General features: G+C 58.3%; 15 protein-coding genes, 5 pseudogenes and 1 other annotated feature. Of the genes and pseudogenes, 13 read left to right on the top strand and 7 right to left on the bottom strand.

Annotation, left to right across the window (positions count from 1 at the left end):
- Positions 1–90: 90 nt before the first annotated feature.
- Positions 91–432, top strand: a complete 342-nt coding sequence (locus tag ACMYR2_RS17275; RefSeq protein ID WP_416193352.1) for a hypothetical protein — start codon at positions 91–93, stop codon at positions 430–432.
- Between the two features lie 218 nt (positions 433–650).
- A pseudogene (locus ACMYR2_RS17270) lies at positions 651–998 on the top strand (transposase); the annotation flags it as partial.
- Positions 999–1,244: 246 nt separating this feature from the next.
- Here ACMYR2_RS17270 and ACMYR2_RS17265 read toward each other — a convergent pair.
- Positions 1,245–2,267 carry an IS110 family transposase gene (locus ACMYR2_RS17265; RefSeq protein ID WP_414648987.1) on the bottom strand — a complete coding sequence of 341 codons (1,023 nt, stop codon included), beginning with the start codon at positions 2,265–2,267 and terminating at the stop codon, positions 1,245–1,247.
- Between the two features lie 83 nt (positions 2,268–2,350).
- Between ACMYR2_RS17265 and ACMYR2_RS17260 the strand changes: the two are divergent.
- Positions 2,351–3,361: pseudogene (locus ACMYR2_RS17260) on the top strand (IS3 family transposase); the annotation flags it as partial.
- Between the two features lie 299 nt (positions 3,362–3,660).
- On the opposite strand, the gene ACMYR2_RS17255 reads toward ACMYR2_RS17260, so the two are convergent.
- Positions 3,661–5,943: a DUF4157 domain-containing protein gene (locus ACMYR2_RS17255; protein WP_347264988.1), complete on the bottom strand. Its 2,283-nt coding sequence runs from the start codon at positions 5,941–5,943 to the stop codon at positions 3,661–3,663.
- Positions 5,944–6,262: 319 nt separating this feature from the next.
- On the opposite strand from ACMYR2_RS17255, the pseudogene ACMYR2_RS17250 reads away from it, so the two are divergent.
- The 4 genes and pseudogenes from ACMYR2_RS17250 to ACMYR2_RS17235 form a co-directional block, all read left to right on the top strand.
- A pseudogene (locus tag ACMYR2_RS17250) lies at positions 6,263–6,458 on the top strand (IS630 family transposase); the annotation flags it as partial.
- Positions 6,459–6,460: 2 nt separating this feature from the next.
- Entirely contained in the window at positions 6,461–6,595 is a 135-nt protein-coding gene (locus tag ACMYR2_RS17245) for a hypothetical protein (protein WP_009800341.1), read from the top strand.
- Between the two features lie 1,191 nt (positions 6,596–7,786).
- Positions 7,787–8,704 carry a DUF808 domain-containing protein gene (locus ACMYR2_RS17240; RefSeq protein WP_297534994.1) on the top strand — a complete coding sequence of 306 codons (918 nt, stop codon included), beginning with the start codon at positions 7,787–7,789 and terminating at the stop codon, positions 8,702–8,704.
- A gap of 1,345 nt (positions 8,705–10,049) precedes the next feature.
- Positions 10,050–10,868 carry an AMP nucleosidase gene (locus ACMYR2_RS17235; RefSeq protein WP_009800346.1) on the top strand — a complete coding sequence of 273 codons (819 nt, stop codon included), beginning with the start codon at positions 10,050–10,052 and terminating at the stop codon, positions 10,866–10,868.
- 303 nt (positions 10,869–11,171) lie between these two features.
- Here the strand turns inward: ACMYR2_RS17235 and ACMYR2_RS17230 are convergent.
- Positions 11,172–12,403 (bottom strand): IS3 family transposase gene (locus ACMYR2_RS17230; RefSeq protein WP_086008680.1). Its coding sequence is split into 2 segments (ribosomal slippage): positions 11,172–12,112 and positions 12,112–12,403, totalling 1,233 coding nucleotides; the frame shifts between segments, so codons are not numbered across the junction.
- Positions 12,003–12,119: a sequence feature (AL1L pseudoknot), on the bottom strand. (Overlaps the previous gene by 117 nt.)
- Positions 12,404–12,516: 113 nt before the next feature.
- A complete protein-coding gene (locus ACMYR2_RS17225; RefSeq protein WP_416194124.1) occupies positions 12,517–12,741 on the bottom strand; it encodes a mechanosensitive ion channel domain-containing protein in 225 nt (74 codons plus the stop codon).
- Between ACMYR2_RS17225 and ACMYR2_RS17220 the strand changes: the two genes are divergently transcribed.
- Entirely contained in the window at positions 12,694–12,816 is a 123-nt protein-coding gene (locus ACMYR2_RS17220) for a hypothetical protein (RefSeq protein ID WP_416194150.1), read from the top strand. The genes ACMYR2_RS17225 and ACMYR2_RS17220 overlap by 48 nt on opposite strands.
- Positions 12,817–12,879: 63 nt before the next feature.
- Positions 12,880–14,015 (top strand): IS3 family transposase gene (locus tag ACMYR2_RS17215; RefSeq protein ID WP_416192834.1). Its coding sequence is split into 2 segments (ribosomal slippage): positions 12,880–13,150 and positions 13,150–14,015, totalling 1,137 coding nucleotides; the frame shifts between segments, so codons are not numbered across the junction.
- Between the two features lie 58 nt (positions 14,016–14,073).
- On the opposite strand, the gene ACMYR2_RS17210 is transcribed toward ACMYR2_RS17215, so the two are convergent.
- Positions 14,074–14,403 carry a mechanosensitive ion channel family protein gene (locus tag ACMYR2_RS17210; protein WP_416193351.1) on the bottom strand — a complete coding sequence of 110 codons (330 nt, stop codon included), beginning with the start codon at positions 14,401–14,403 and terminating at the stop codon, positions 14,074–14,076.
- 14 nt (positions 14,404–14,417) lie between these two features.
- Here ACMYR2_RS17210 and ACMYR2_RS17205 point away from each other — a divergent pair, with 14 nt between their 5' ends.
- Positions 14,418–14,984, top strand: a complete 567-nt coding sequence (locus ACMYR2_RS17205) for a hypothetical protein (protein WP_416194149.1) — start codon at positions 14,418–14,420, stop codon at positions 14,982–14,984.
- Positions 14,918–15,134, top strand: a pseudogene (locus ACMYR2_RS17200) (IS3 family transposase); the annotation flags it as partial. The gene ACMYR2_RS17205 and the pseudogene ACMYR2_RS17200, both read left to right, overlap by 67 nt.
- Positions 15,135–15,512: 378 nt before the next feature.
- Here the strand turns inward: ACMYR2_RS17200 and ACMYR2_RS17195 are convergent.
- Positions 15,513–16,547: an AI-2E family transporter gene (locus ACMYR2_RS17195; protein WP_416193350.1), complete on the bottom strand. Its 1,035-nt coding sequence runs from the start codon at positions 16,545–16,547 to the stop codon at positions 15,513–15,515.
- Positions 16,548–17,058: 511 nt separating this feature from the next.
- Between ACMYR2_RS17195 and ACMYR2_RS17190 the strand changes: the two genes are divergently transcribed.
- Complete coding sequence (locus tag ACMYR2_RS17190; RefSeq protein ID WP_416193349.1) at positions 17,059–17,814, top strand: PRC-barrel domain-containing protein; 756 nt, start codon at positions 17,059–17,061, stop codon at positions 17,812–17,814.
- A gap of 97 nt (positions 17,815–17,911) precedes the next feature.
- A pseudogene (locus ACMYR2_RS17185) lies at positions 17,912–18,977 on the top strand (IS630 family transposase); the annotation flags it as partial.
- Positions 18,978–19,097: 120 nt separating this feature from the next.
- Here ACMYR2_RS17185 and ACMYR2_RS17180 read toward each other — a convergent pair.
- Positions 19,098–19,793 carry a LysM peptidoglycan-binding domain-containing protein gene (locus tag ACMYR2_RS17180; protein WP_416193348.1) on the bottom strand — a complete coding sequence of 232 codons (696 nt, stop codon included), beginning with the start codon at positions 19,791–19,793 and terminating at the stop codon, positions 19,098–19,100.
- Between the last annotated feature and the right edge of the window lie 600 nt (positions 19,794–20,393).

Below are 20,393 nucleotides of genomic sequence, written 5' to 3'. Positions count from 1 at the left end.
GAGGTTCGAATCCCTCCCTCTCCGCCATCGACCTCTCAAGCACCTGAAAACGCTCAAACTATTGAGTTGTAAGGACTTCTAAACCGCCGATTGGTACACAACGGCGGTACACATGTCGGCAAAGCCGTATTGCAGGCCCTTGAACAACTTGATCGGATGAAAGCAGGCGACTATCGCCCCGATCCGGATGGCGATCGATTTCCAGTGCTGGAAATGGGCAAGAAGGGATCGAAGGACAAGTTTGCCTTGCTACGCGTGTTCGACGATTACGCCGAAAAGAGTCAGCTTTCGCCCGCCACGATTAAGAAATGGCGGCCAATTATCAAACAGGTCGCCACCGAAGTCCCCGACATCCGCGACTTGACGAGGGATTGGGGTGTCGCATGGAAAGATCGGCAGATGGATCGCAGCGCCGTGCGTGAATTCACCTGAGCCTTGAATGACAAACCCCGCCGATCATTGCGCCTGGCAGTGAACCGCCCCGGGTTTGCCGGAGGCTCCAACTCCTGAGAGGATGGAGCCATGACAAGCAAGACGACGAACAAGTTTTCACCGGAGGTTCGGGCCTGTCCGGGATCAGCGCCTATGGCACAGAATTGATGGTGTGATCTAAGGAGTGTTCGGTTCTCGTCGCAGACGAAGGAACGAACATGAGCACGAAGTCGACTGGCGGCAAACGCTCCGCCGAACACGTAGTCAAAGATATCCGCCGTGCGACGCGGCGGCACTTTTCATCAGAGGACAAAATCCGGATCGTGCTGGATGGGCTTCGGGGCGAAGACAGCATCGCCGAGCTGTGCCGCAAGGAAGGGATAGCCCAGAGCCTCTACTACACCTGGTCGAAGGAATTCCTGGAAGCCGGCAAACGGCGGCTGGCTGGCGACACGGCTCGTGCTGCGACGACCGGTGAAGTTCAGGACCTGCGCCGTGAGACCCGTGCCTTGAAAGAGGCGGTTGCCGATCTGACGCTGGAGAACCGTCTGCTCAAAAAAACGTATGGCCCGCCCCGTCTGCAAGAGGATTTTACGGCATTCTGAACAGTCTGCGTCAACGTATACGGTCTCATGAGCAAGCCCATGGCCAAGATGGATATCCGCACGTTCAGAGCCCCATAAGCATGCCGGCAGCGAATGTGCCATTTTTTTGATCGGGATTTCCGAACGCCGTTCGACTGTCAGGCCATCTCTTCGATCCTTCCTGCAAACCCCGTTGGACTGCGCGAACTATGCGCAGCGCTGATCTCGTTAAACCACGGCTACCGGGTAACTGCGTTCAAAGCGCGCTTCCTTGCGCAAGATGGCCCAAGCTATCCGCGCCAGCTTGTTGGCTAAAGCCACCACTACGGCGTTACGGTGTACGCCCCGCTCGATCATTGCCTTCAGCCACCGCCCCAGTGGCGTATCGCTTTGTGACAGCGATGGCAAAGCCGCGCGAGCGCCGTGGATGAGTAGAGTGCGCAAATAAGTGTTGCCACGCTTGGATATCCCGAGCAGCCGAGCCTTACCTCCCGTGCTGGATTGTTTCGGAACCAACCCGAGCCAGGCGCCCAGGTCCCGGGCCTTGGCAAAATTACTTGCATCGCCAACCGCAGCGACCAGGGCCGTTGCGTTGAGCACGCCAACGCCAGGGATCGAAGTCAACCTGCAAGCTGCGGGATCATTGCGTGACAGTTTGACAAATTCGCCATTCAACGCCGCGATTTTCGCGTCGAGTTCTCTCCATTCGGTACGTAAATCGCCAGCTAACTGGCGTATACGCGGTGACAATGTTTGATCGCCATCGACAAGCATGCCATCCACGCCAAGCTCGAATTTCCGCCGGCCGGCCGGGAAGATCTCCCCGCGCTCCAGCAGGATCGCGCGTAGTTGATTGATGAGGTTGGTTCGTTCTGCCACGAGGCGCGAGCGCACACGATGCAGCGTTTGAATATCCAACTGCTCCTGGCTCTTGAGTTCGACGAACCGCATTGTCGGTCGTGAGGCAGCTTCGGCGATTCCTTCAGCATCGCGGTCGTCGTTTTTCTGAGCTTTAATATATGGACGGACGTATTCCGGTGACATCAACCGGATCTTATGACCTTGCGCGACAAACAGGCGGCCCAGGTGATGGGCGCCGCAGCATGCTTCCATCGCAACTACACAGGCCGGAAGTTTCGTCACATATTCGACCAGCGTTTGCCGGCGCATCGTTCGACGAACGACTACAGCACCGGTCGTGTCGACTCCAACAACGCTGCAAGAGTTCTTTCCCAGATCAACCCCGAGGATTGTTATAGACATTAGCTCATTCCTTTCCCGTTTTTGACACCAGCATCGTACTTGATGCCGGAGAAAGGGACGGGCCATTCCATAAGCATGATCGCGGATGGGGGCGACGACGAATGAGATACCCCGCATCTGAGAAGCTCGAGATCATCAGAATGATTGAGCAGTCGCATCTTCCCGCGAAGAAGACGCTCGATCAAATCGGCATTGCTCGGCGCACCTTCTACCGCTGGTATGACCGCTACCTTGAAGGCGGGCTCGAAGCGTTGGAGGATCGTCCTTCCCGGCCGAGCCGGGTCTGGAACCGCATCGGCGACAATATCCAGGCTCAGATCATCGAATTGGCGCTGGAGCAATCCGAGCTGTCGCCGCGCGAATTGGCGGTGCGATTCACCGACGAGAAGCGCTACTTCGTCTCGGAAGCCACCGTCTATCGCCTGCTCAAGGCCCACGATCTCATCCCCAGCCCGGCATTCGTGGTGATCAAGGCTGCCGACGAGTTCAAGGACAAGACGACGCGGCCCAACGAGATGTGGCAGACCGACTTCACTTACTTCAAGATCATCGGCTGGGGCTGGGTCTATCTGTCCACCGTGCTCGACGACTTCTCCCGCTATATCATCGCCTGGAAGCTGTGCACGACCATGCGGGCCGAGGATGTCACCGACACACTGGAACTGGCGCTCACGGCATCAGGCTGCGACAGCGCCAGGGTGCTGCACAAGCCAAAGCTGCTCAGCGACAACGGGCCGTCTTACATCGCGGCCGAACTCGCTGAATGGATCGGCGCCAACGGTATGAGTCATGTTCGCGGAGCGCCGCTTCACCCGCAGACCCAGGGCAAGATCGAGCGCTGGCACCAGACGCTCAAGAACCGCATCCTGCTGGAAAACTACTTCCTGCCCGGCGATCTCGAACACCAGATCGAGGCCTTCGTCGAACATTACAATCATCGCCGCTATCACGAGAGTCTCGGCAACGTCACGCCGGCCGACGCCTACTTCGGTAGGGCCTCTGCCATCATCGAACAACGCGAAAGGATCAAACGACAGACAATCCAATTCAGGCGCTTGCAACACCGCAAGCTCGCCGCTTAACATCACCAACCAGAGGCCGACACTCCGCTAAATCAAGCAGCCATCTGCGCCAAATGTTCTGACGACGGACAGAGCGAAGTGGAATCCGGTTCGCGTGAAGAAAACGCGTCAAAGCTAGAGACTTTCACCGTTTCTGTGGAACGGTGAAAGTCTCTAATAGATGGGGGCGAGCGTCTCCTCATCCGCCTCTTCCCTTTTTGTCTAGCTAGGTGCCGATCCTCGCGAGGACGAGCGTTAAGCCATCTGCGCTGTTCGGGCGAATGTGCATCGGCTTCGTGCGTCATGGCGGCGACGTCCACTTATCGGGACATAATGGTCTTCTTCAGGGACGCGTCGTTTTTTCCCTCGGAAAGGTCGATGATGGTCAGCCTGTCGGACAGGAGACGATTTCGCCGCAGAGCGCGCTCGATCTCGCCGACCCGCTCGGGGCTTTGCGGAGACCTGCTCAGGGGTTGGACATTGTCAACTTTTCCATTCGACATATAAAAGCGATAGCGCGCCGCGCCTTCCGTCGCCGGGCCCAGTCCGTTGGCGTGGTTCGCCAGATTGATGTGCGTTCCGACCATTACGCCAGGCGCCAGCTCGTCCTTTCTGTTCGCCGAGACGATGCTCACCGAGCCGTCGTCTCTGACTTCCAGCACTCCTATGTCCGGACTCTTGCTAAGGGGTCTATATTCGCCCCGCCCCCCACCGGAGGTCGTTATCCTGTCGCCCGCGGATTGCCCTTGCTCGACGGTCGATGTGGCCTTTGCGCCTGGGTCGCGGCGGCCGGATGTCTTGCTCTTGGGATCGCCTTTGAAGGCGCCTTCTTCGCCCGCCGTCGTCGAAACTTTCGGAGCGTCGGCGCCGCCTCCTAGCCTTCCCTTGGGCGCTCCCTTGCCGGCGTCCTCGCCCATTTGTGATGTGATTTTCGGACCCCCGACCGCTCCACCTGTCTGGCCGCCGACGCTCGACGATCGCGATCGTCCTACGCCAATGCCCGGTAGGGGCCGGCCAGGAAGCACCGCCGGGCCCGTTCGTCTGAACGCGCCGATCGAAGCCTTGAAGCTGCCTTGTGCCGCGCCATAGAATCCCAAGATCGAGGCAAAGGTCCCGCCCACCTGCAGAAGGCTGTAAAGCTGCTGCAGTTCTTTGACTTGATATTTGAGGCCGTTTTTATATGAGATGATGTTGGGAGTTAGATTCTGATGGAAATATATCTTCCCGTTGGTCGCGGGATACACCAATCCATTCTTTCTCTTTATGTATAAATGGTCGAGTATGACAGACGCTGTGTGCCCATAGTGAAAATCGCCGACGTCGTTCAGCACGAAGTACTCTGACGTGCCGTTCTTGTATTTTACGAGCAGGACGTGGAAGCTGTCGTACTGGACATTTTCCCAGGTCGTCCCCGGCACCGCATAGCCAACGGCGCTAGATATGTTTCGATCGAAATAATTGCTTGAGTACTCCTCATCGGTGTTGATTTTCATGCATCGCGTATTCCAAGGCTCGTCTTCATATTGCAGCATGAATTCGCGTTTGGCGATGTCGCAGTTCAAACCATGGATATCGCGCCTGTATTGTTCGAATAGATCGCCGCTAGACTGCGGCTTTTCTATTTTGATCTCGCTGGCGCAAGTCTCCATAATCACCATCCCCGCGTCCGACCCGCCAAAATCGATCACGGCGTTGCCAACCATCTGCAGATAGCTAGCTTTTGCCTTATCCTTGAAAAAGCGCGTCTTCGTTGCAATCTCCGATGATAGCTGCACCGATACCGATTGCCTTTTTTGGATCAACGCCCTGTCTTTCCTGCCGAGCAAGACGGCGTAGTTCGCGTCATTGCTCTTGTCGTGTTTGAGACGGAGCGCTTCTTCGGCGTCGAATTGCGCCTCGTCCTGCGCCGTTGTGCAGAATGCGCCCGCCGCGCGCGCGCGCTCGATGGCGGCTTCGCGCTCCATGTCGGCTTTGGACTTTGGCTCGCGTTGCAGCATCGGCGCATGGGTACCTCTCTGCTGCGCGACATGAGCCAATTCATGCGCGAGGAGCCAGCAGCCGCCAGCCGTCTCGGGTCTATATGCGCCGCGCCCGAAGGCGACATCCTTACCGAGCGTGAAGGCGCGCGCATCTATTTTATCGGCGGCCGATGCGGCTGCGCCATCGAAATGGAGTCGCACGTCCGAGAAACTCCGTCCGAACCTTGGTTCAAAATAGGCGCGCTGGCTGGGCGTGAGCTGCGCGCCACCACTGAAAACCGCTTGAGCCGCCGCAGCTACGTCGGACCGCGCGACGCGACCACTAGAGTTATCCGAGCCCTTGCGTTGGATGCTTGCATCTTCTTCTTCATCGCATTGCGCGCATTTCCGTTGCGGAGCCGCTATCGGCGCGCTGCTTACGGCTCCCACTGCGTTACCAGCGAGAACGGCGGTGGCGATCCGATCTGCTTCGCGCTCTAATGGATCGTCAATCGCGCCGATGTGCAGCTCATCTCGCCCGACACTGCCGGCGAAGCTTAGCGAAGGTCGGGTCGCTGCGGTTGCTTTTAAGGGAGGCGCGCTGATGGGTGTGCTATCCGAATGGGCTCTGGAAACGAACGCCATAGCGTTTCCCTCCAAAAGGATGAGCGGCAATCATGCTGCCCGCGCCGCGCTCAAGCGGTTGAGCCCGGTTGCGCGCCGACTGAAGATACCGCGCTGGAAAGAACTGGGCAAGTCGGCGCCGGAGGCCTCGCCAGGGTGGGAATACCGCGACTTCAACACTGCGTTCAGGAGGCCGCACGTCTGCGGACGGAAGCGCAGCAGCTTCTGCGAGGATAGCAGCAACAGGAGCTTATAAAGAAGGCGCGGCATACATATACAGCTGCGCATCTCGATGAGTGGCTTCGGTCCCCTGGACTTCGGCCGCAGCCCTTTCCTAACATTGGCGGCGCGCGGGGTCGAGGTCTCGCACATGCGGTGTGGCTGTTCATGCGCCACGAGGGGCTGCGATTCAAAAAAAGCTGTTCGCTCTTGAACAAGGCCGGCTTAATGTGGCCCGCCGACGGCGATACTGGCTATCGTGGCAGCCTGGCCTTGATCCTCAGCGCCTCGTCTTCATGGACGAGACTGGATCAAGACCATGATCGCCACCGATGTGATACTCGCGCTGCTGTCGCGCGGCGCCCGCGTGCCCAGCGCGGGGCTGCCTAGAAAACGAAGTGCGCCGCCGACCATACGCAAGTCGTCGGCGCAGACATCGGCTCAATTTTTCTGATGGAAGAAGCAGACAATATCCCTGACTTCGAAGTCGTCGAACTGGCCGCCGCCAGGCTGACCATCATCGACCCGTCCGACAACTAGCGTGTTGACCTCAGACGAGGCGTGGGCTCAGGACATTCGTGGGAATGACGAACTGCTCATGTCGCCAAAATTCTCCATGGGATGCTGAACTGGCCTGGATCCGTCCAATGGTGACTTCGCCGTTCAGCGAACTGTGGATCGCTACTCGTGCGGATCCGCGGGTCAGCCGCCTCACCATCAAGGTCAGAAGGCCGGGCGACTGGTGCCGACCCCCTGTGTTGAATGTATGCCGGAACGCCGTAGTGAGATTGTCACCAATGACATAGGGCCGATCGAAGCTGCCGTCACGGCCCGCAAGTCCACCCGATCCTGGCTTATTCAGAACTGTAAAGTCGCAGAGTACTGGCATGTATTCGTCTCCTCTGTCAGATGCTGGTCTGAGGGGCGCACCCTTCTGTCGATCGGTTCGGGATGCAGGTTCATTCGTCATTGCCCACGGGAATCAGCATCACGATGGCGTCCAGTCTACCGTAACCATCGCAACTAACCTCGCCCGGGAATGGTGAGGAAAAGTGACGCAAGAGGACTCAATAAATAGGCGCACAAAAAAGACCGTCTTTTTGGCTTAAGCACCTGAGCAAGCGTGGGCAATAGCCATCCCCGAACGAGCGATTTGGGGCTCCTTTTTAGAAAGGCTGGAAAAACCTTTCACTGCGTAACCTCTGTGACCGCGACGCCGGCATCATCTCCCTTGATAGCGGATCGCTCTTCTTACATCTCGCGAAGGTTGGCGGCTCCAGCTTGCACAATCGCGGGGATGCATTGCTACAGTTGCTACGGTTTGAGAGATTCACATGAGAATCAGAGGAGCAGAGACAAAAGCCCTGATCATTAAACCGGAGCGCTCAAAACTCACTGATCTGTTGTCCGCTATCTACCTTGGCCGGAATCTGCCGGTTGTCAGTGCACCCCGCCCTGAGGGGGCGGCCTTGCTGCTAGCATGGAATTCTTGACCGCGATTTGCTGCCTGTCGGGACGAACTCTTGGAACGCTGCTGCACCGGGCCGTGTTACTCCTTCATTGCTCGACGCTTGAATCGCCCTTCGACCAAAAACGGAATGCCGCTTATGGGTTTGTGACCTAGGAGGCGAACAACAGGAGAAGCATGGCAGGCGGTCTGGTAGCGTTACTCGATGATGTGGCCGCGCTGGCACGACTTGCAGCAGCATCGGCTGACGACCTGATGACTGCTGCCACAAGGGCGGGCAGCAAGACGGTAGGCGTGGTGATCGATGACGCTGCGGTCACGCCAGGGTATGTCGTTGGACTGCCGCCCGCCCGCGAATTGCCGATCATCGCCAAGATCGCGATCGGATCTCTTCGTAACAAGCTGCTGTTTATCCTGCCGGCCGCGTTAATATTAAGCGCATTCGCTCAATGGGCGCTGACGCCGATCTTGATGCTCGGGGGCGTCTATCTCAGCTTCGAGGGGGTCGAAAAGATTATCAAGTCGCTTAGAGGTGAAAAGGCGATCAAGGAAGTCGCCCGGATAAACGACCCTGCCGAACTTGAAGCACGGCAGGTTGGCGGCGCGATCCGAACCGATCTTGTACTTTCAGCGGAAATAATGGTCATCGCATTGAATGAGCTAGCGGAGGCCTCAATCGGCACTCAGGCACTGGTGTTGGCGTTGGTCGGGGTCGTCGTCACCATCGCGATCTATGGTGTGGTCGGCGTGATCGTGAAAATGGACGATGTCGGCTTGCGCTTGTGGAGGTCGGGCGGAACCGCCGCGGGTTTGGGCCGTGCGATTGTCCGAGCGATGCCTCTGCTACTTACCGCGCTGTCGTTCATCGGCACCGCTGCAATGTTGTGGGTGGGAGGCGGGATTCTGATACATGGGCTCGCCCACTTTGGGTTCGCTATGCCGGAGGAGATCATACACGACCTTGCGGTCGCTGCCGGCGGTAGCGTTTCTATAGTGGAATGGGCGGTCGCCGCTTTGTGCACAGGAATTGTCGGAATCCTTGCGGGCACGATCCCTGCCGCGGCAACGAATTTGAAGCCAAGTGGGAAGCACTGAGACCGCTTTCAAACTTTTGCATAAACGGAGCCCTAAGACGCCTTCTCACATGACGAAGGCCAGAGGGGTCCCAAGTGCGGCACATGGAAGTTGAGCGGCCATGCCCGAGACGACGAGCGCCGCTTCGAAGAGGAGGCCGAGAGCGAGATTGACGAGGAAGAACGTTCGATCAGCCTCAGACTCCAGTGGCGGACGATAACGACGGTGGCGAAAGCCGCCCCATCAAGGCGCAGGTCGCAACGAGCGAGCGCCTGGACAGGCGCGATAGGGCGAAGACGCCGTGGCCAGAGGTGGAAACAAAGCGACTTTGCACCGATACCTCGCCGGATAATGGTGAGGAAAAGTGGCGCAAGAGGACCAATAAACAGGCGTACGAAAGACCGACGTAATGACCGTGACCGTGACCGTCAGCCGCCTGCGCCCACCCGCCGAATTATGCCGGCCACTGATCGCAGTCAGGGTGCGTTCCACCGAACCGCTCGCACCGTCTCCGTAAGCGACGGACTCTACTCAAACTGAAGGTTCACGACTCGAAAATGGTTACGCCATCCGTCTATTTGGTCGAACCCGAGAAGGAAGCCGGGCGGCGAGATGCTCAGGATTTACTTGTTAGTTTTGTGGAAACCTCGGGTTGGCGATGGCCAGCCATTTATCGCTTACAGTGGAATCTTCGTACTGGGGAGGCTTCATACTCATTACAGCGCTTGCTTCCGTGGACCGCCGACGACCATCCGCCATCCATAGGGGAGCGCAGGATCCATTGATTACGTGCATTTAGCCTCATGACAATCCGGCTCAAATATGATTCCGCTGCGTTGAAACGAATGATTCCATAAGAGTGGGCCGTCGAACCGGAATTGTTTCGAGCCGCCCTGCTCTGTGGTGCCAGCAGCCGCAGCTTTGGATAGATACGGAAGTGGCCGATTAGTCCAAGCCTAAACCCAGGCTCTCGTAGCTGCAGGTGCGAACTGCCAGTGGTCCAAACGTCGTATTCGACGTTCTCGAAGGGGAGATGCGGCAGCTTCTCCATAACGCATTCCGCAGGTAATACGGAATGATCAGGTGGAAAAATGGGCGCGCTATGCTCGATATGAGCGCCGATTTTTAGGGAAGGAAGGCATCAAGAATCTCAATTACAGGTTCGAGATGGCCCGCGTCTTTCCGTGCCATTGCCTGCCACTTAGGAGCCTCAGCCTTGCTGCGCTCGTGAAACACTTTTCGGTCAGGACTGGGGTGTCCGCCCGCTCTCTCAATGTCCCATTGATATGCAGCTCCCGATGGTACAACAGAGTATCACCATTTATCAGGTCATCACGGATACGGAGCCAGCGGTGCTGGGCACAATTTGACGTGGGAGAAGAAACTGAAAGAGAAAAGAGAGATCGTCGAAAATTGGCTGCCGCGTTACACGGGCACGCCGCTTAGTGAATTTGGACAATATGTTCTCTTGACGAATTTCGGCACCTACGTCGCCTGGTTCGCCGCTCAGTACGACGTATCGATCAAGGGAATGGATCGACCGATGCCTAACGCGACTGCCGATGGTATTACTTTGATCAATTTCGGTATGGGAAGCCCTAATGCCGCGACCGTGATAGACCTCTTGGGCGCCATTTCCCCAAAGGCTGTTTTATTTCTCGGAAAGTGCGGCGGATTGAAACGCAAGAATCAGAGGGGCGATCTGATCTTGCCCATTGCGGCCATTCGCGGCGAAGGCACTTCGAACGATTATCTTCCGCTGGAGGTTCCTGCGCTGCCCGCATTCCAACTGCAGCGCGCAGTGTCAACCATGATCCGCGACCTGGGTCATGATTATTGGACAGGCACCGTGTACACAACAAACCGTCGCGTCTGGGAGCATGATGATGCTTTCAAGGAGCGGTTGCGTCGCACACGGAGCATGGCGATCGACATGGAGACTGCGACTATCTTTGCTGCGGGATTTGCCAATCGCATCCCCACCGGAGCGCTGCTTCTCGTGTCCGACCAGCCTATGATCCCTGAAGGTGTGAAAACCGAAGCGTCGGATTTAGCTGTGACCGAGAACTATGTTGAAACACACATCAAGATTGGGATAGAGGCCCTCAAACTCGTGCGGCGTCATGGCCGAAGCGTGAAGCACCTGCGCTTCGAAAGCGATTTCGAAGAACCGAATAAGCCATAAAGGCGATAGAGTGTTGAATGCGACGCTGTATTTCGGCGCGGGCTCGACCATGATTGGAAGCGGTCCCGTCCCAGCTCAACGATATCCACGGGCTGAAGAGGCTTTGACGCCCATGGAGGCCATTTTTCCGTCAGAGTGCAAAAGTGAACGTCGATGTCATTCGCACGCGTTCAAATTGCCTCAAAGGAGGCAAATTGGTTACGCGTGCTGCCATTAAAAGATGGGTTACACGTGCGGTTACGCTTCACGGCAACGCAAGAGGTCTGAACCGCCCCGGGTTTGCCGGAGGCCGTTTGGTTTAAGTTATGCCGCCATGGCCGATTGTTCCAGCATGGCGTAGTAGCGTTGCTCGGCTTCGGCGGGCGGGATGTTTCCGATGGGCTCCAAGAGCCGTCGGTTGTTGAACCAATCGACCCATTCCAGCGTTGCGAACTCGACGGCCTCGAAGCTACGCCACGGTCCGCGTCGGTGGATCACCTCAGCTTTGTAGAGGCCGTTGATGGTTTCGGCGAGAGCATTATCGTAGGAATCGCCGACACTGCCGACAGACGGCTCGATGCCAGCTTCAGCCAGGCGCTCGGTGTACTTGATGGATACGTACTGACTTCCTCTGTCGCTGTGGTGTACGAGCCCGCCGCGATGGACCGGCCGTCGATCGTGCAGGGCTTGCTCCAGCGCATCGAGCACGAAGCCGGCGTGCGCCGAACGTGATGCCCGCCAGCCGACGATCCTGCGGGCATAGGCGTCGATGACGAAGGCGACATAGATGAAGCCGGTCCAGGTGGCAACATAGGTGAAGTCGGAGAGCCAAAGCGCATTCGGCCTCGACGCCTTGAACTGGCGGTTGACGTGATCCAGCGGGCATGGCGCCGCCTTGTCGCCGATCGTGGTCCTGACCGACTTGCCGCGGATAACACCGTGCAAGCCCATGGTCCGCATCAATCGTGACACCGTACAACGGGCGATATCGAAGCCTTCGCGCTTGAGTTGCCGCCAGATCTTGCGCACGCCATAGACGCGGAAGTTCTCATCGAAGACGCGCCGGACCTCGATCTTCAGGATGACATCCTGCCTGGCGCGCGCCGACAGCTTGGCGGGATCACGCCGTTTGGCGACATGGGCATGATAGGTCGAGGGGGCGATCGACAGAACCTTGCAGATCGGCTCGACCCCATGCGCCGCGCGATGATCGTCGATGAAGGCGATCATGGCTTGGACCGGCGGTCGAGCTCCGCCGTCGCAAAATAAGCGCTTGCCTTGCGCAGAATCTCATTGGCTTGCCGAAGCTCGCGGTTCTCACGCTCAAGCGCCTTCAGCTTCTCCGCCACGTCCGTTGGGACGCCTGCTCGCTTGCCGCTGTCGATCTCCGCCTTCTTCACCCATTCCAGCAGGGTATGGCCGGAACAGCCAATCTTGGGGGCTATCGCCTCAATCGCAGCCCAGCGGGACGGATACTCGCTGCCGTGATCCAAAACCATTCGAACCGCTCGGGCCCGAACCTCCGGTGAAAACTTGTTCGTCGTCTTGCTTGTCATGGCTCCATCCTCTCAGGAGTTGGAGCCTCCGGCAAACCCGGGGCGGTTCAGTGGCTCGGGAGCATCTAACACAGCGGGATGCTCATGTAGAACTTGAGAAACTAGCTTCTGAGCTATAGCTGCCGACGACTCATAGCCGATGCCAATGGTGAAGGTCGCACGACGAGTCGGATTGCTACTGAAGTTTTCGATGGTGTTTTTGTACACGATTGCATTTGGAATCTGCACGTGACTTCCACTAAGCTGAGCAGGATGGTTGTTCGTGTATTCAGGTTTTGAACAATTCCCGTGTGTCCGGCGACTTCAACGAGGTCGTCGCTTCGGAAGGGGTTTCGGATGCTGAGCAGGAGGCTGGCAAGGAAGTTTTCAGCGATGTCGCGGAAGGCGAATCCAATTATTATACCGATGAGTGAGGTGGTGCCGGTTTCTGAGACAGGGGCATAAGGTGGATCGCCCGATGAAAAGGACGATCCGGTATGAAGACACGCAGACGATTTACGGCTGAGTTCAAGGCCAAGGTTGCGCTTGAGGCGATCCGTGGCGAGCGGACGATTTCGGAACTGGCGACAAAGCACCAGCTTCATCCGAACCAGATTACGCAGTGGAAACGGCAGGCCATCGAGAACCTGGCCAAGACGTTCGACGACAAGGCTGCTGATGCGCAGGTCGGCCGGGAAGCCGAGGTGACCAAGCTGCACGCCAAGATTGGCCAGCTTGTCGTTGAGCGGGATTTTTTGGCCAAGGCCTTCGATCGCTGAGCCTGGATCGGAGGAGAATGATGATTGACCCCGATCACAACCGGCTCTCGATCCGCCGCCAGTGCGAACTGGTCTCGATCTCGCGGGCGTCGTTCTACCGACAGCCCGCCGGCGAGACGCCCGAGAACCTCGAACTGATGCGCACCATCGACGAGGCCTTCATGGAGACGCCCTGGTATGGCTCCCGGCAGATGGCCCGGCATCTGCGGCGTCAGGGCTGGTGCGTGGGTCGCAAGCGGGTCCGGCGGCTGATGCGCAAGATCGGTCTGTCGCCGATCTACCAGGCGCCGAGAACCAGCGAGCCGCATCCGCAGCATCGCATCTATCCCTACCTGCTGCGGCACCTGGCGATCGAGCGGCCGGATCACGTTTGGTGTGCCGATGTGACCTATATCCCGATGCGGCGCGGCTTCCTTTACCTCGTGGCCATCATGGACTGGTTCAGCCGCAAGGTCCTGGCCTGGCGGTTGTCGAACACGATGGATGCCGACTTCTGTGTTGCCGCTCTCGAAGAGGCGATCGCCTGCCATGGCAGGCCCGACATCTTCAACACCGACCAAGGCTCGCAGTTCACTAGCTTCGCCTTCACGACGACGCTGAAGGATGCCGGCATCCGCATCTCCATGGACGGGCGCGGCCGCTGGATGGACAACGTCTTCATCGAACGACTGTGGCGCAGCCTCAAATATGAGTGCGTCTTCCTCAGCACATTCGAAACGGGAAGCCAAGCCCGCTGCGGCATCGGCTCCTGGATAGACTATTACAACCGGCGACGCCCGCACTCGACCTTCGCCGGCAGGACGCCCGACGAAGTCCATGCTATGGCGGAAATGACGGAGCAATTGGCGGCGTAGAAACGAACCCGATCCACCTTAGCCAGGCCGCCAAACTGTCTCACCAAGCGGGTCCACCTCAGAGGCCCGGTCCTCCCAGAACAGTAAGAGCCAACCGTGTGAGTCCCGCCACCTGAAGAATAAAGTAGACGCCGACAAGAAATACTGGGACGGAGAAAGCTCGCACCATTACCGTGAGCAAAAGTGGCGAGGTAACACGGCGAGAGAGGAAGTGATGCGCAAGCAGCGCCACCAACTTGGCGAGAAGCCACGCGATGGCTATTATGCAGATTGAGAGAACAATGAGCGGCCATGATTGAACGACTTGCTGGTAAAGTCCTTTGAATTCTGCGTTTGCTTTTTTAAACGTCGCGCCTACATCGGTTTGGACTTTGAGCCGAGATCCCATATTCGCTCGACGAGTTGCTCGCTACGATCCAGTTCGTGCGGCGGCGGGCGAAAGCCGGGCGGTCGTGGCTCCGAGTATTTCTGTTCGGGGATACCGATCAGGGCCATCGTGGCGAACGCACTGATGAGTTCGAGCGCGCATCCGGCGCCGTGCTTCGCGATATGTTGGCAGGCGGAGTCAACCTACCGTGGAATCTGGCCCTGGCTGCCGTGCTGGCAGCGTCCCTCTTGTTCACACGGCTGACCTTTGGCGCGGAAGGAGCGATGGCCGATGCCGATCATCTCATCGGATTGCTCGCGCTGACGATTATTTCACTTGCCGCAGCGGAAGTGGCGCGGCCGCTACGCTATTGCCTCATCCCGCTGGGTGCATCGCTATTGGTCACGCCCTTTCTGCTTGAGGCCGGTGCAACTCATCGCATTGGGAGTATTACTATTGGCCTCATGCTCATTGCGCTGAGCTTCCGGCGGGGCGCGATCCGGGAACGATATGGAACTTGGGATCGCTACATCGTTTCCCTCGAAGAGGCACGAAGCGGCTGGCTGGAGACAGGGCCCGCGCGGCCACCAGCGACGAGGTGAAGATACTTCGCAAGGAGACCCGCGACCTAAAGGAAGTCGTCGCCAAGCAGGAGCGAGAACTGCGGCTGCTGAAGAAAAGCATGCTCGTGGATGGAGGAACAACGGATGAGCTACGCCGTCTTCGAGGAGCTGAAGATCATCCGGTTCGTCAACCATCCTCAATGGCTTCTCGCGCGACATCACCGCCTGGAAGCTGTCACGATCATGAAGGTTGAACATGTCACCGGTATGCTTCTAACTGGAGGCGCGCCACCACTAATGCCAAACATTAATAGCTGATTCACCTCGCTTTGCCGGCTGCGACGCTCCCTCTTGGGAGCGCAGTTGTGCCGGGCCGCTCGCATTGATCAGGTTAAGGCGCTATTGCGCGATAGGTGAAACTTTGCGGAGTTTCCCAGCAGCGGTAATTGTGGTTGCCGCGAATTGTAGCTTTTTAGGCGCGGGTCCTCTTGTATGCCAGCTGCACTTTTTCCCGGTGAAGGAGACCATAGCTGAAGTAAAAGAAAAACCGCCGCTAGCGCTGACTACTCAGGCCTCCCCAGGGATCGTTGTCTTCTCACCCAACGTTTCGCGAATCCATAGCTTCTGTACCAGAACCATGATCACGACTGTGAGCGGAACTGCGAAGATGATGCCGTCGATCCCCCCGAGTAAGCCGAAAGCCGCAATTCCCAACAACATCAAGGCAGGAGGAATGTCGACTGCGCGGCGCTGCACCATGGGCGTAATGAGGTTACCCTCGAACTGCTGAACGGCAAGCACGGCGACCATCGTCCAGAATGCGGTGGCGAGATCCTGCGTAACGGCGAACAGTAATGCCGGTATGGCTCCGATAAGCGGACCGATCATCGGGACGAAATTGGTCGCGGCGGCGACGAGTGCGAGGCCGAGCGGCGATGGCAGTCCGATCGCCCAGAATGCGACCCCGGAGAGCACACCAACCAGAACCATCGAGACCAACTGGCCGAGAAACCAGAGGCGCAATGCGGAGGCGGTGACATTCAGAGCATCTCCGACCCGCTCGTGCTGCTCGGGAGGAAAGAGCTTGATCATGCCCGCGCGGTATAGCCGCGGATCGGCTGCCAGGTAGACCGCTACTACGATGATTAAGACGAGGTCCGTCGCCACGCCTATCGCGGTGTAGCCGAGACTCGCAACCCTCGACAACAGCTGGCCGCCACCTTCCGCCGAGATCGCTTGCTTGATCTGTTCGAACGCATTGTGAATCCCAAGCTGCTCACCGCCAGCTTCGATCGCCTCGGGAAGACGTGCGAAGACGTCTGAAATCTGGCTGGCGAGCTGCGTTCCGAAGAGGCCCAGGATGGCCATCACGACGGCAGCCACCGTCACGCTGCTTGCGGCCAGAGCGTAGCCGCGCGACATCGACGTGAACTTCGCGACCAATCCAGCAAGCCCGGCGAGAAGGACCGCAATCAAGACAGCGGCGAAGAATAGGAAAAATAGCGCGGCGATCCGCCAGACCAGGTAGACGACTGCCATCGTCGCCAGGACGACAAGCACGCGGCGGAAGAAGACCCAGTCGGACATCGATTCAGATTGCACGGACCCCATCTTTTTGTTGGACGATCCGGCTGGGAACCACGACGCGGCGGCCACGCGGCGTTTGCGAGCGGTCCCGCCCGGCTAGCACTTGGTAGTGCGGCGCACTGCATCTGTAACTTCCCGGTTTTGCTTACGTTCCCCGACCTATCTTAGGGGGCAATGAACGGTTGCGTCCGCGCTTCTTCCGAGTAGCAGAAACGCAAAGCAGGAACCTTCATCAAATCCCTCGCTCAAGCCCGAAATCTCTTGCTTGATTGGACGTTGGCGTCGGAACGAGGCGCGGGACTGGTATTTTTCCAAGCTGCGGGGCGCAGTGAAGGGATGTCGGGGAGCGTGGTAAATACCGGAGTTGTTGCGCCTTGCGGCGGCGCGAGGCGAGTTGCGCGTGACGATTGAGACTGACGGCTGCGCCGCCCCCGATCATAGCAGGCAGACAGCTCGATTCGATCGCCATCTGTTTTTGGTGAATGGCGGATGCTCACGATCGCATGGAGTTGAGGAGTTTGAGGCGGTGGACGTGCAGGAACCTCACAGGTCCGTGGCGCATTATTGCTCACCTGCAAGCATCTTTGGGAGTGCTCCGGTGGCGAAACTTATGGGAATCGTCTTATGCATGATTGCAGCTGTGATCGGCTTTGCGTCGCCGCCCGCGGTCGCGCAGCCGAAGGAGATGAAAGCAGATAAGCTGGTGGCGGAGACACTTTACAACGGAATCTGCGCATCCAGCATCCTGGAAAGCCGAGTATTCTCGAAAAAAGGCGGGTACCTGGGGCAGGTTCGCAATATCGTTCTTGCCGACGATGGCTCGGTAAAGGCTCTCATCGCCGAGCAAGCCGGTATCGGCACCACGCTCGAATTTGTATTCCGCATTCCCTGGGACAGCGTGGTACAGCCGGCCCGACCAGGTGCTTTGATCGCGGATCTGTCAGACGCGCGCTCGGATCAGTTCGGCCTTTTTGCTCAAGAACCCAAGGAGGGAGTCGAGTTTCTCATCAGCGAGGTGATTGGCGACTATGCGCGCCTTCAGACCGGCCTCGGCTATGGCTACGTGAAGGACGTCGTGCTCGCTCCTCCGGGGCAAATGGTGGCGGTACTGATAGCTCGTGATGCTCGGACGGGCATCGGAACGGTGGCGTTTCCATATCCGGGACGCACCGGTCGCTGGAGTCCCGAAATGAGCTACTATGGTCTTCCCTTCGTGACCTTGGAACAAGCTGACGCCGCCGCGACGAAGGTGAATCCGAAGCACTTCGAAACAGCGCAATGATTTGGCGCCGAAGCATTCAAGCGACCGGGCTCGCAACCTAGTGGTTTGATTCATTCGGACGATTCCCAAATCGACCGAAGCAGTTCAAGCTTTCGGCATGAGAGCAGGCATGGTTATAAAAGTCATCCGGGCGGACCGTCATCGGCTTGAAGCGATCGTCTCGGATCGCAGCGCGCCTCAGAAACATGTGTGGCGGGCCAACATTATTCTTGCCACCGCTGACGGCTGTGGCACCGCCGAGATCATGCGCCGCTCGGGCAAATCGAAGCCGGTGGTGTGGCGATGGCAGGCGCGGTTCATGGCGGATGGCGTCGTAGGGCTGACGCGCGACAAGACGCGCAAGCCCGGGAAACCACCGCTGCCGACCGGCACCGTGCAGAGAGTGGTAGACTTGGCGCTCGGGCCTGCGCCGGGGAAACAACCCACTGGACCGGCCGAATGCTGGCGAGGCCGCAGGGGTGAGCCTGCGCTCGGTGCAGCGTATTCTTGAAGCCCACCAACTCGCGCCGCATCGTATCCGCAGGTTCAAGCTGTCGAACGATCCGAAGTTCGCCGAGAAACTCAAAGACGTCATTGGCCTCTATGTCGATCCTCCCGCCCATGCGGTCGTTCTCTCGGTCGACGAAAAGAGCCAGATTCAGGCGCTCGACCGCACCCAGCCAGGGTTGCCGATGAAGCCGGGCCGGGCCGGTACGATGACCCACGACTACAAACGTCACGGCACCACCACGCTGTTCGCCACCCTCAACATTCTCGACGGCACCGTCATCGGCCGCAACATGCAGCGCCATCGTCACCAGGAGTTCATTCGCTTTCTCAATACGATCGAGGAGCAGGTCCCGGCAGGGAAAGTAATCCACGCCATCATCGACAACTATGCAACCCACAAGCATCCGAAGGTGCGCCAATGGCTGGCACGCCATTCCCGCTGGACGTTCCACTTTACCCCGACCTCTGCATCCTGGCTCAATGCGGTCGAAGGCTTCTTCGCCAAGCTCACGCGCCGTCGCCTCAAGAGAGGCGTGTTCCGATCCGTCGTTGAACTGCAAGTCGCCATCAACCGCTTTGTCGCTGACACAAACGCCAGTCCCAAACCCTTCGTCTGGACCGCCGACCCAAAGCGCGTCCTGGCCGCTGCCAAACGCGGGAAGCAAGCGTTAGAGTTGCTCCACTACCTGGTCCAGCAGAGCGGCGCGATGCACATGGCGCTCATTTTTGAGCTCGCTTCTCCAACACATCGAAGGTTGCAGAGCGAACAGCGATGTTGCCCTCCGGAAGGGCGATCACGAACAGGAAGTCGAGCTGGGGGTCGGCCCACGTCGGCAGCTGAACAGTAAACTGCAGCGTCCTTTCCGTGCTGGTGCGAGCAGACTCGATGATTTGGTAGTCGCTCCCGGGCGAGCCACCGGCAATCTCAACGCGCTTACCCAGAAGGTAGCCCAATTGCGGATTAAAGTCACCGGAGTGCCGGCGGCCCCTTTCCTGACTGACAGCGACACATGCGCTTCGACCTTCTCCATGCCTGGAATGTTCAGGCGCTGCCCGAGTTTGCGAACCCGCTGGTGTAGATCCGGATTCTGCTGGATAAATTCCTCGAGAGATTGGCTGGCCGTCTCGGTTGCTCGTTCGATCGAACGTCCGGCATCTTGGGCGTAAGATTTCAAACGAGCAAAGAGCGAATCCGCGGCCTCGCGGGCCTTGGCGGCCGCTTCGCCGGCAGAGGGCGCCGCCAAGATCAGATTCATGCCTGCCCGCAGATCTTTGGAACCTTCGATTTTTGGGTTCAGGTCAAGAATTCTGGCTTCCGTGGTCTGACAGCGCTCGGCGAGATCACTTAGCGTTTCGCCTTCCTTCACCTGAATCGTGCTTCCGCACTGACCAAAAGCGGTCCCAGTGAGCGCAATAGTCGCCGCGACAAACAGCGTGATCCCTACCATTTGCGGGCTCTCGGGCGGCCGGGTAAATGGATAGACGAGCATTGGTGCGTTTCCCGCCATCGTTGGCCAACCAGTCATAAATCCAGAAGTTCCCGATGGATCCTTCGGCCGCCGCCTCATGGTGCAGGCCGGGCCGCGCAGTAGCTTTGCCGTCGTTGTAAACCTGAGGCACGTTGATCCCGCAGCGCCGTTAAAAGGGGCACGATCTCTCGCGCAGGCCAAGCTTGATTGACGCACGGTGGTTTCAAAACATAGCTCTTTTTACGCTAACGAGGCGCCAGGTTAGGTCCCCCGCCGCCGCCACCCCGCGCGTCATTCTGCTCTCGCTATTCCTCGGGCCGCATCCGGGGTTTAGACGTGGTATTTGCGCAAAAGTGGAGAAGGTTCGAACCCAGTTTCTCTCCCTCCGCCATATAACATTGAAAATACTGATAAATCTGGAGTTTTTTAGCGAAAACTCCCGGAGTAGCCCCGGCGCGGTTTACCAAAGCAACGGTGGCGCGGCACCGTCGTTTTTGGCGAGGCCCCATGGCCACCGGTTGGTTTTTTGGTCTGGCCCGTCCCGCCCTACAGGACGAGGGGTAAAACCGTGCGGGTGGCCAAGCTCATTGGCCGGGGCGGGGGCGGGCTAATTCGCCCGGT

The sequence above is a fragment of the Nitrobacter sp. TKz-YC01 genome (genome assembly GCF_047824785.1).
Classification (GTDB): domain Bacteria; phylum Pseudomonadota; class Alphaproteobacteria; order Rhizobiales; family Xanthobacteraceae; genus Nitrobacter.
This window is presented reverse-complemented; position numbering and strand designations above follow the sequence as displayed.

Coding starts and splice junctions, on each gene's coding strand:
- ACMYR2_RS17245 (WP_009800341.1), top strand. CDS start 6,461: ATGATCGCCACCGATGTGATACTCGCGCTGCTGTCGCGCGGCGCCCGC.
- ACMYR2_RS17255 (WP_347264988.1), bottom strand. CDS start 5,943: ATGGCGTTCGTTTCCAGAGCCCATTCGGATAGCACACCCATCAGCGCG.
- ACMYR2_RS17240 (WP_297534994.1), top strand. CDS start 7,787: ATGGCAGGCGGTCTGGTAGCGTTACTCGATGATGTGGCCGCGCTGGCA.
- ACMYR2_RS17180 (WP_416193348.1), bottom strand. CDS start 19,793: ATGCTCGTCTATCCATTTACCCGGCCGCCCGAGAGCCCGCAAATGGTA.
- ACMYR2_RS17210 (WP_416193351.1), bottom strand. CDS start 14,403: ATGGGATCTCGGCTCAAAGTCCAAACCGATGTAGGCGCGACGTTTAAA.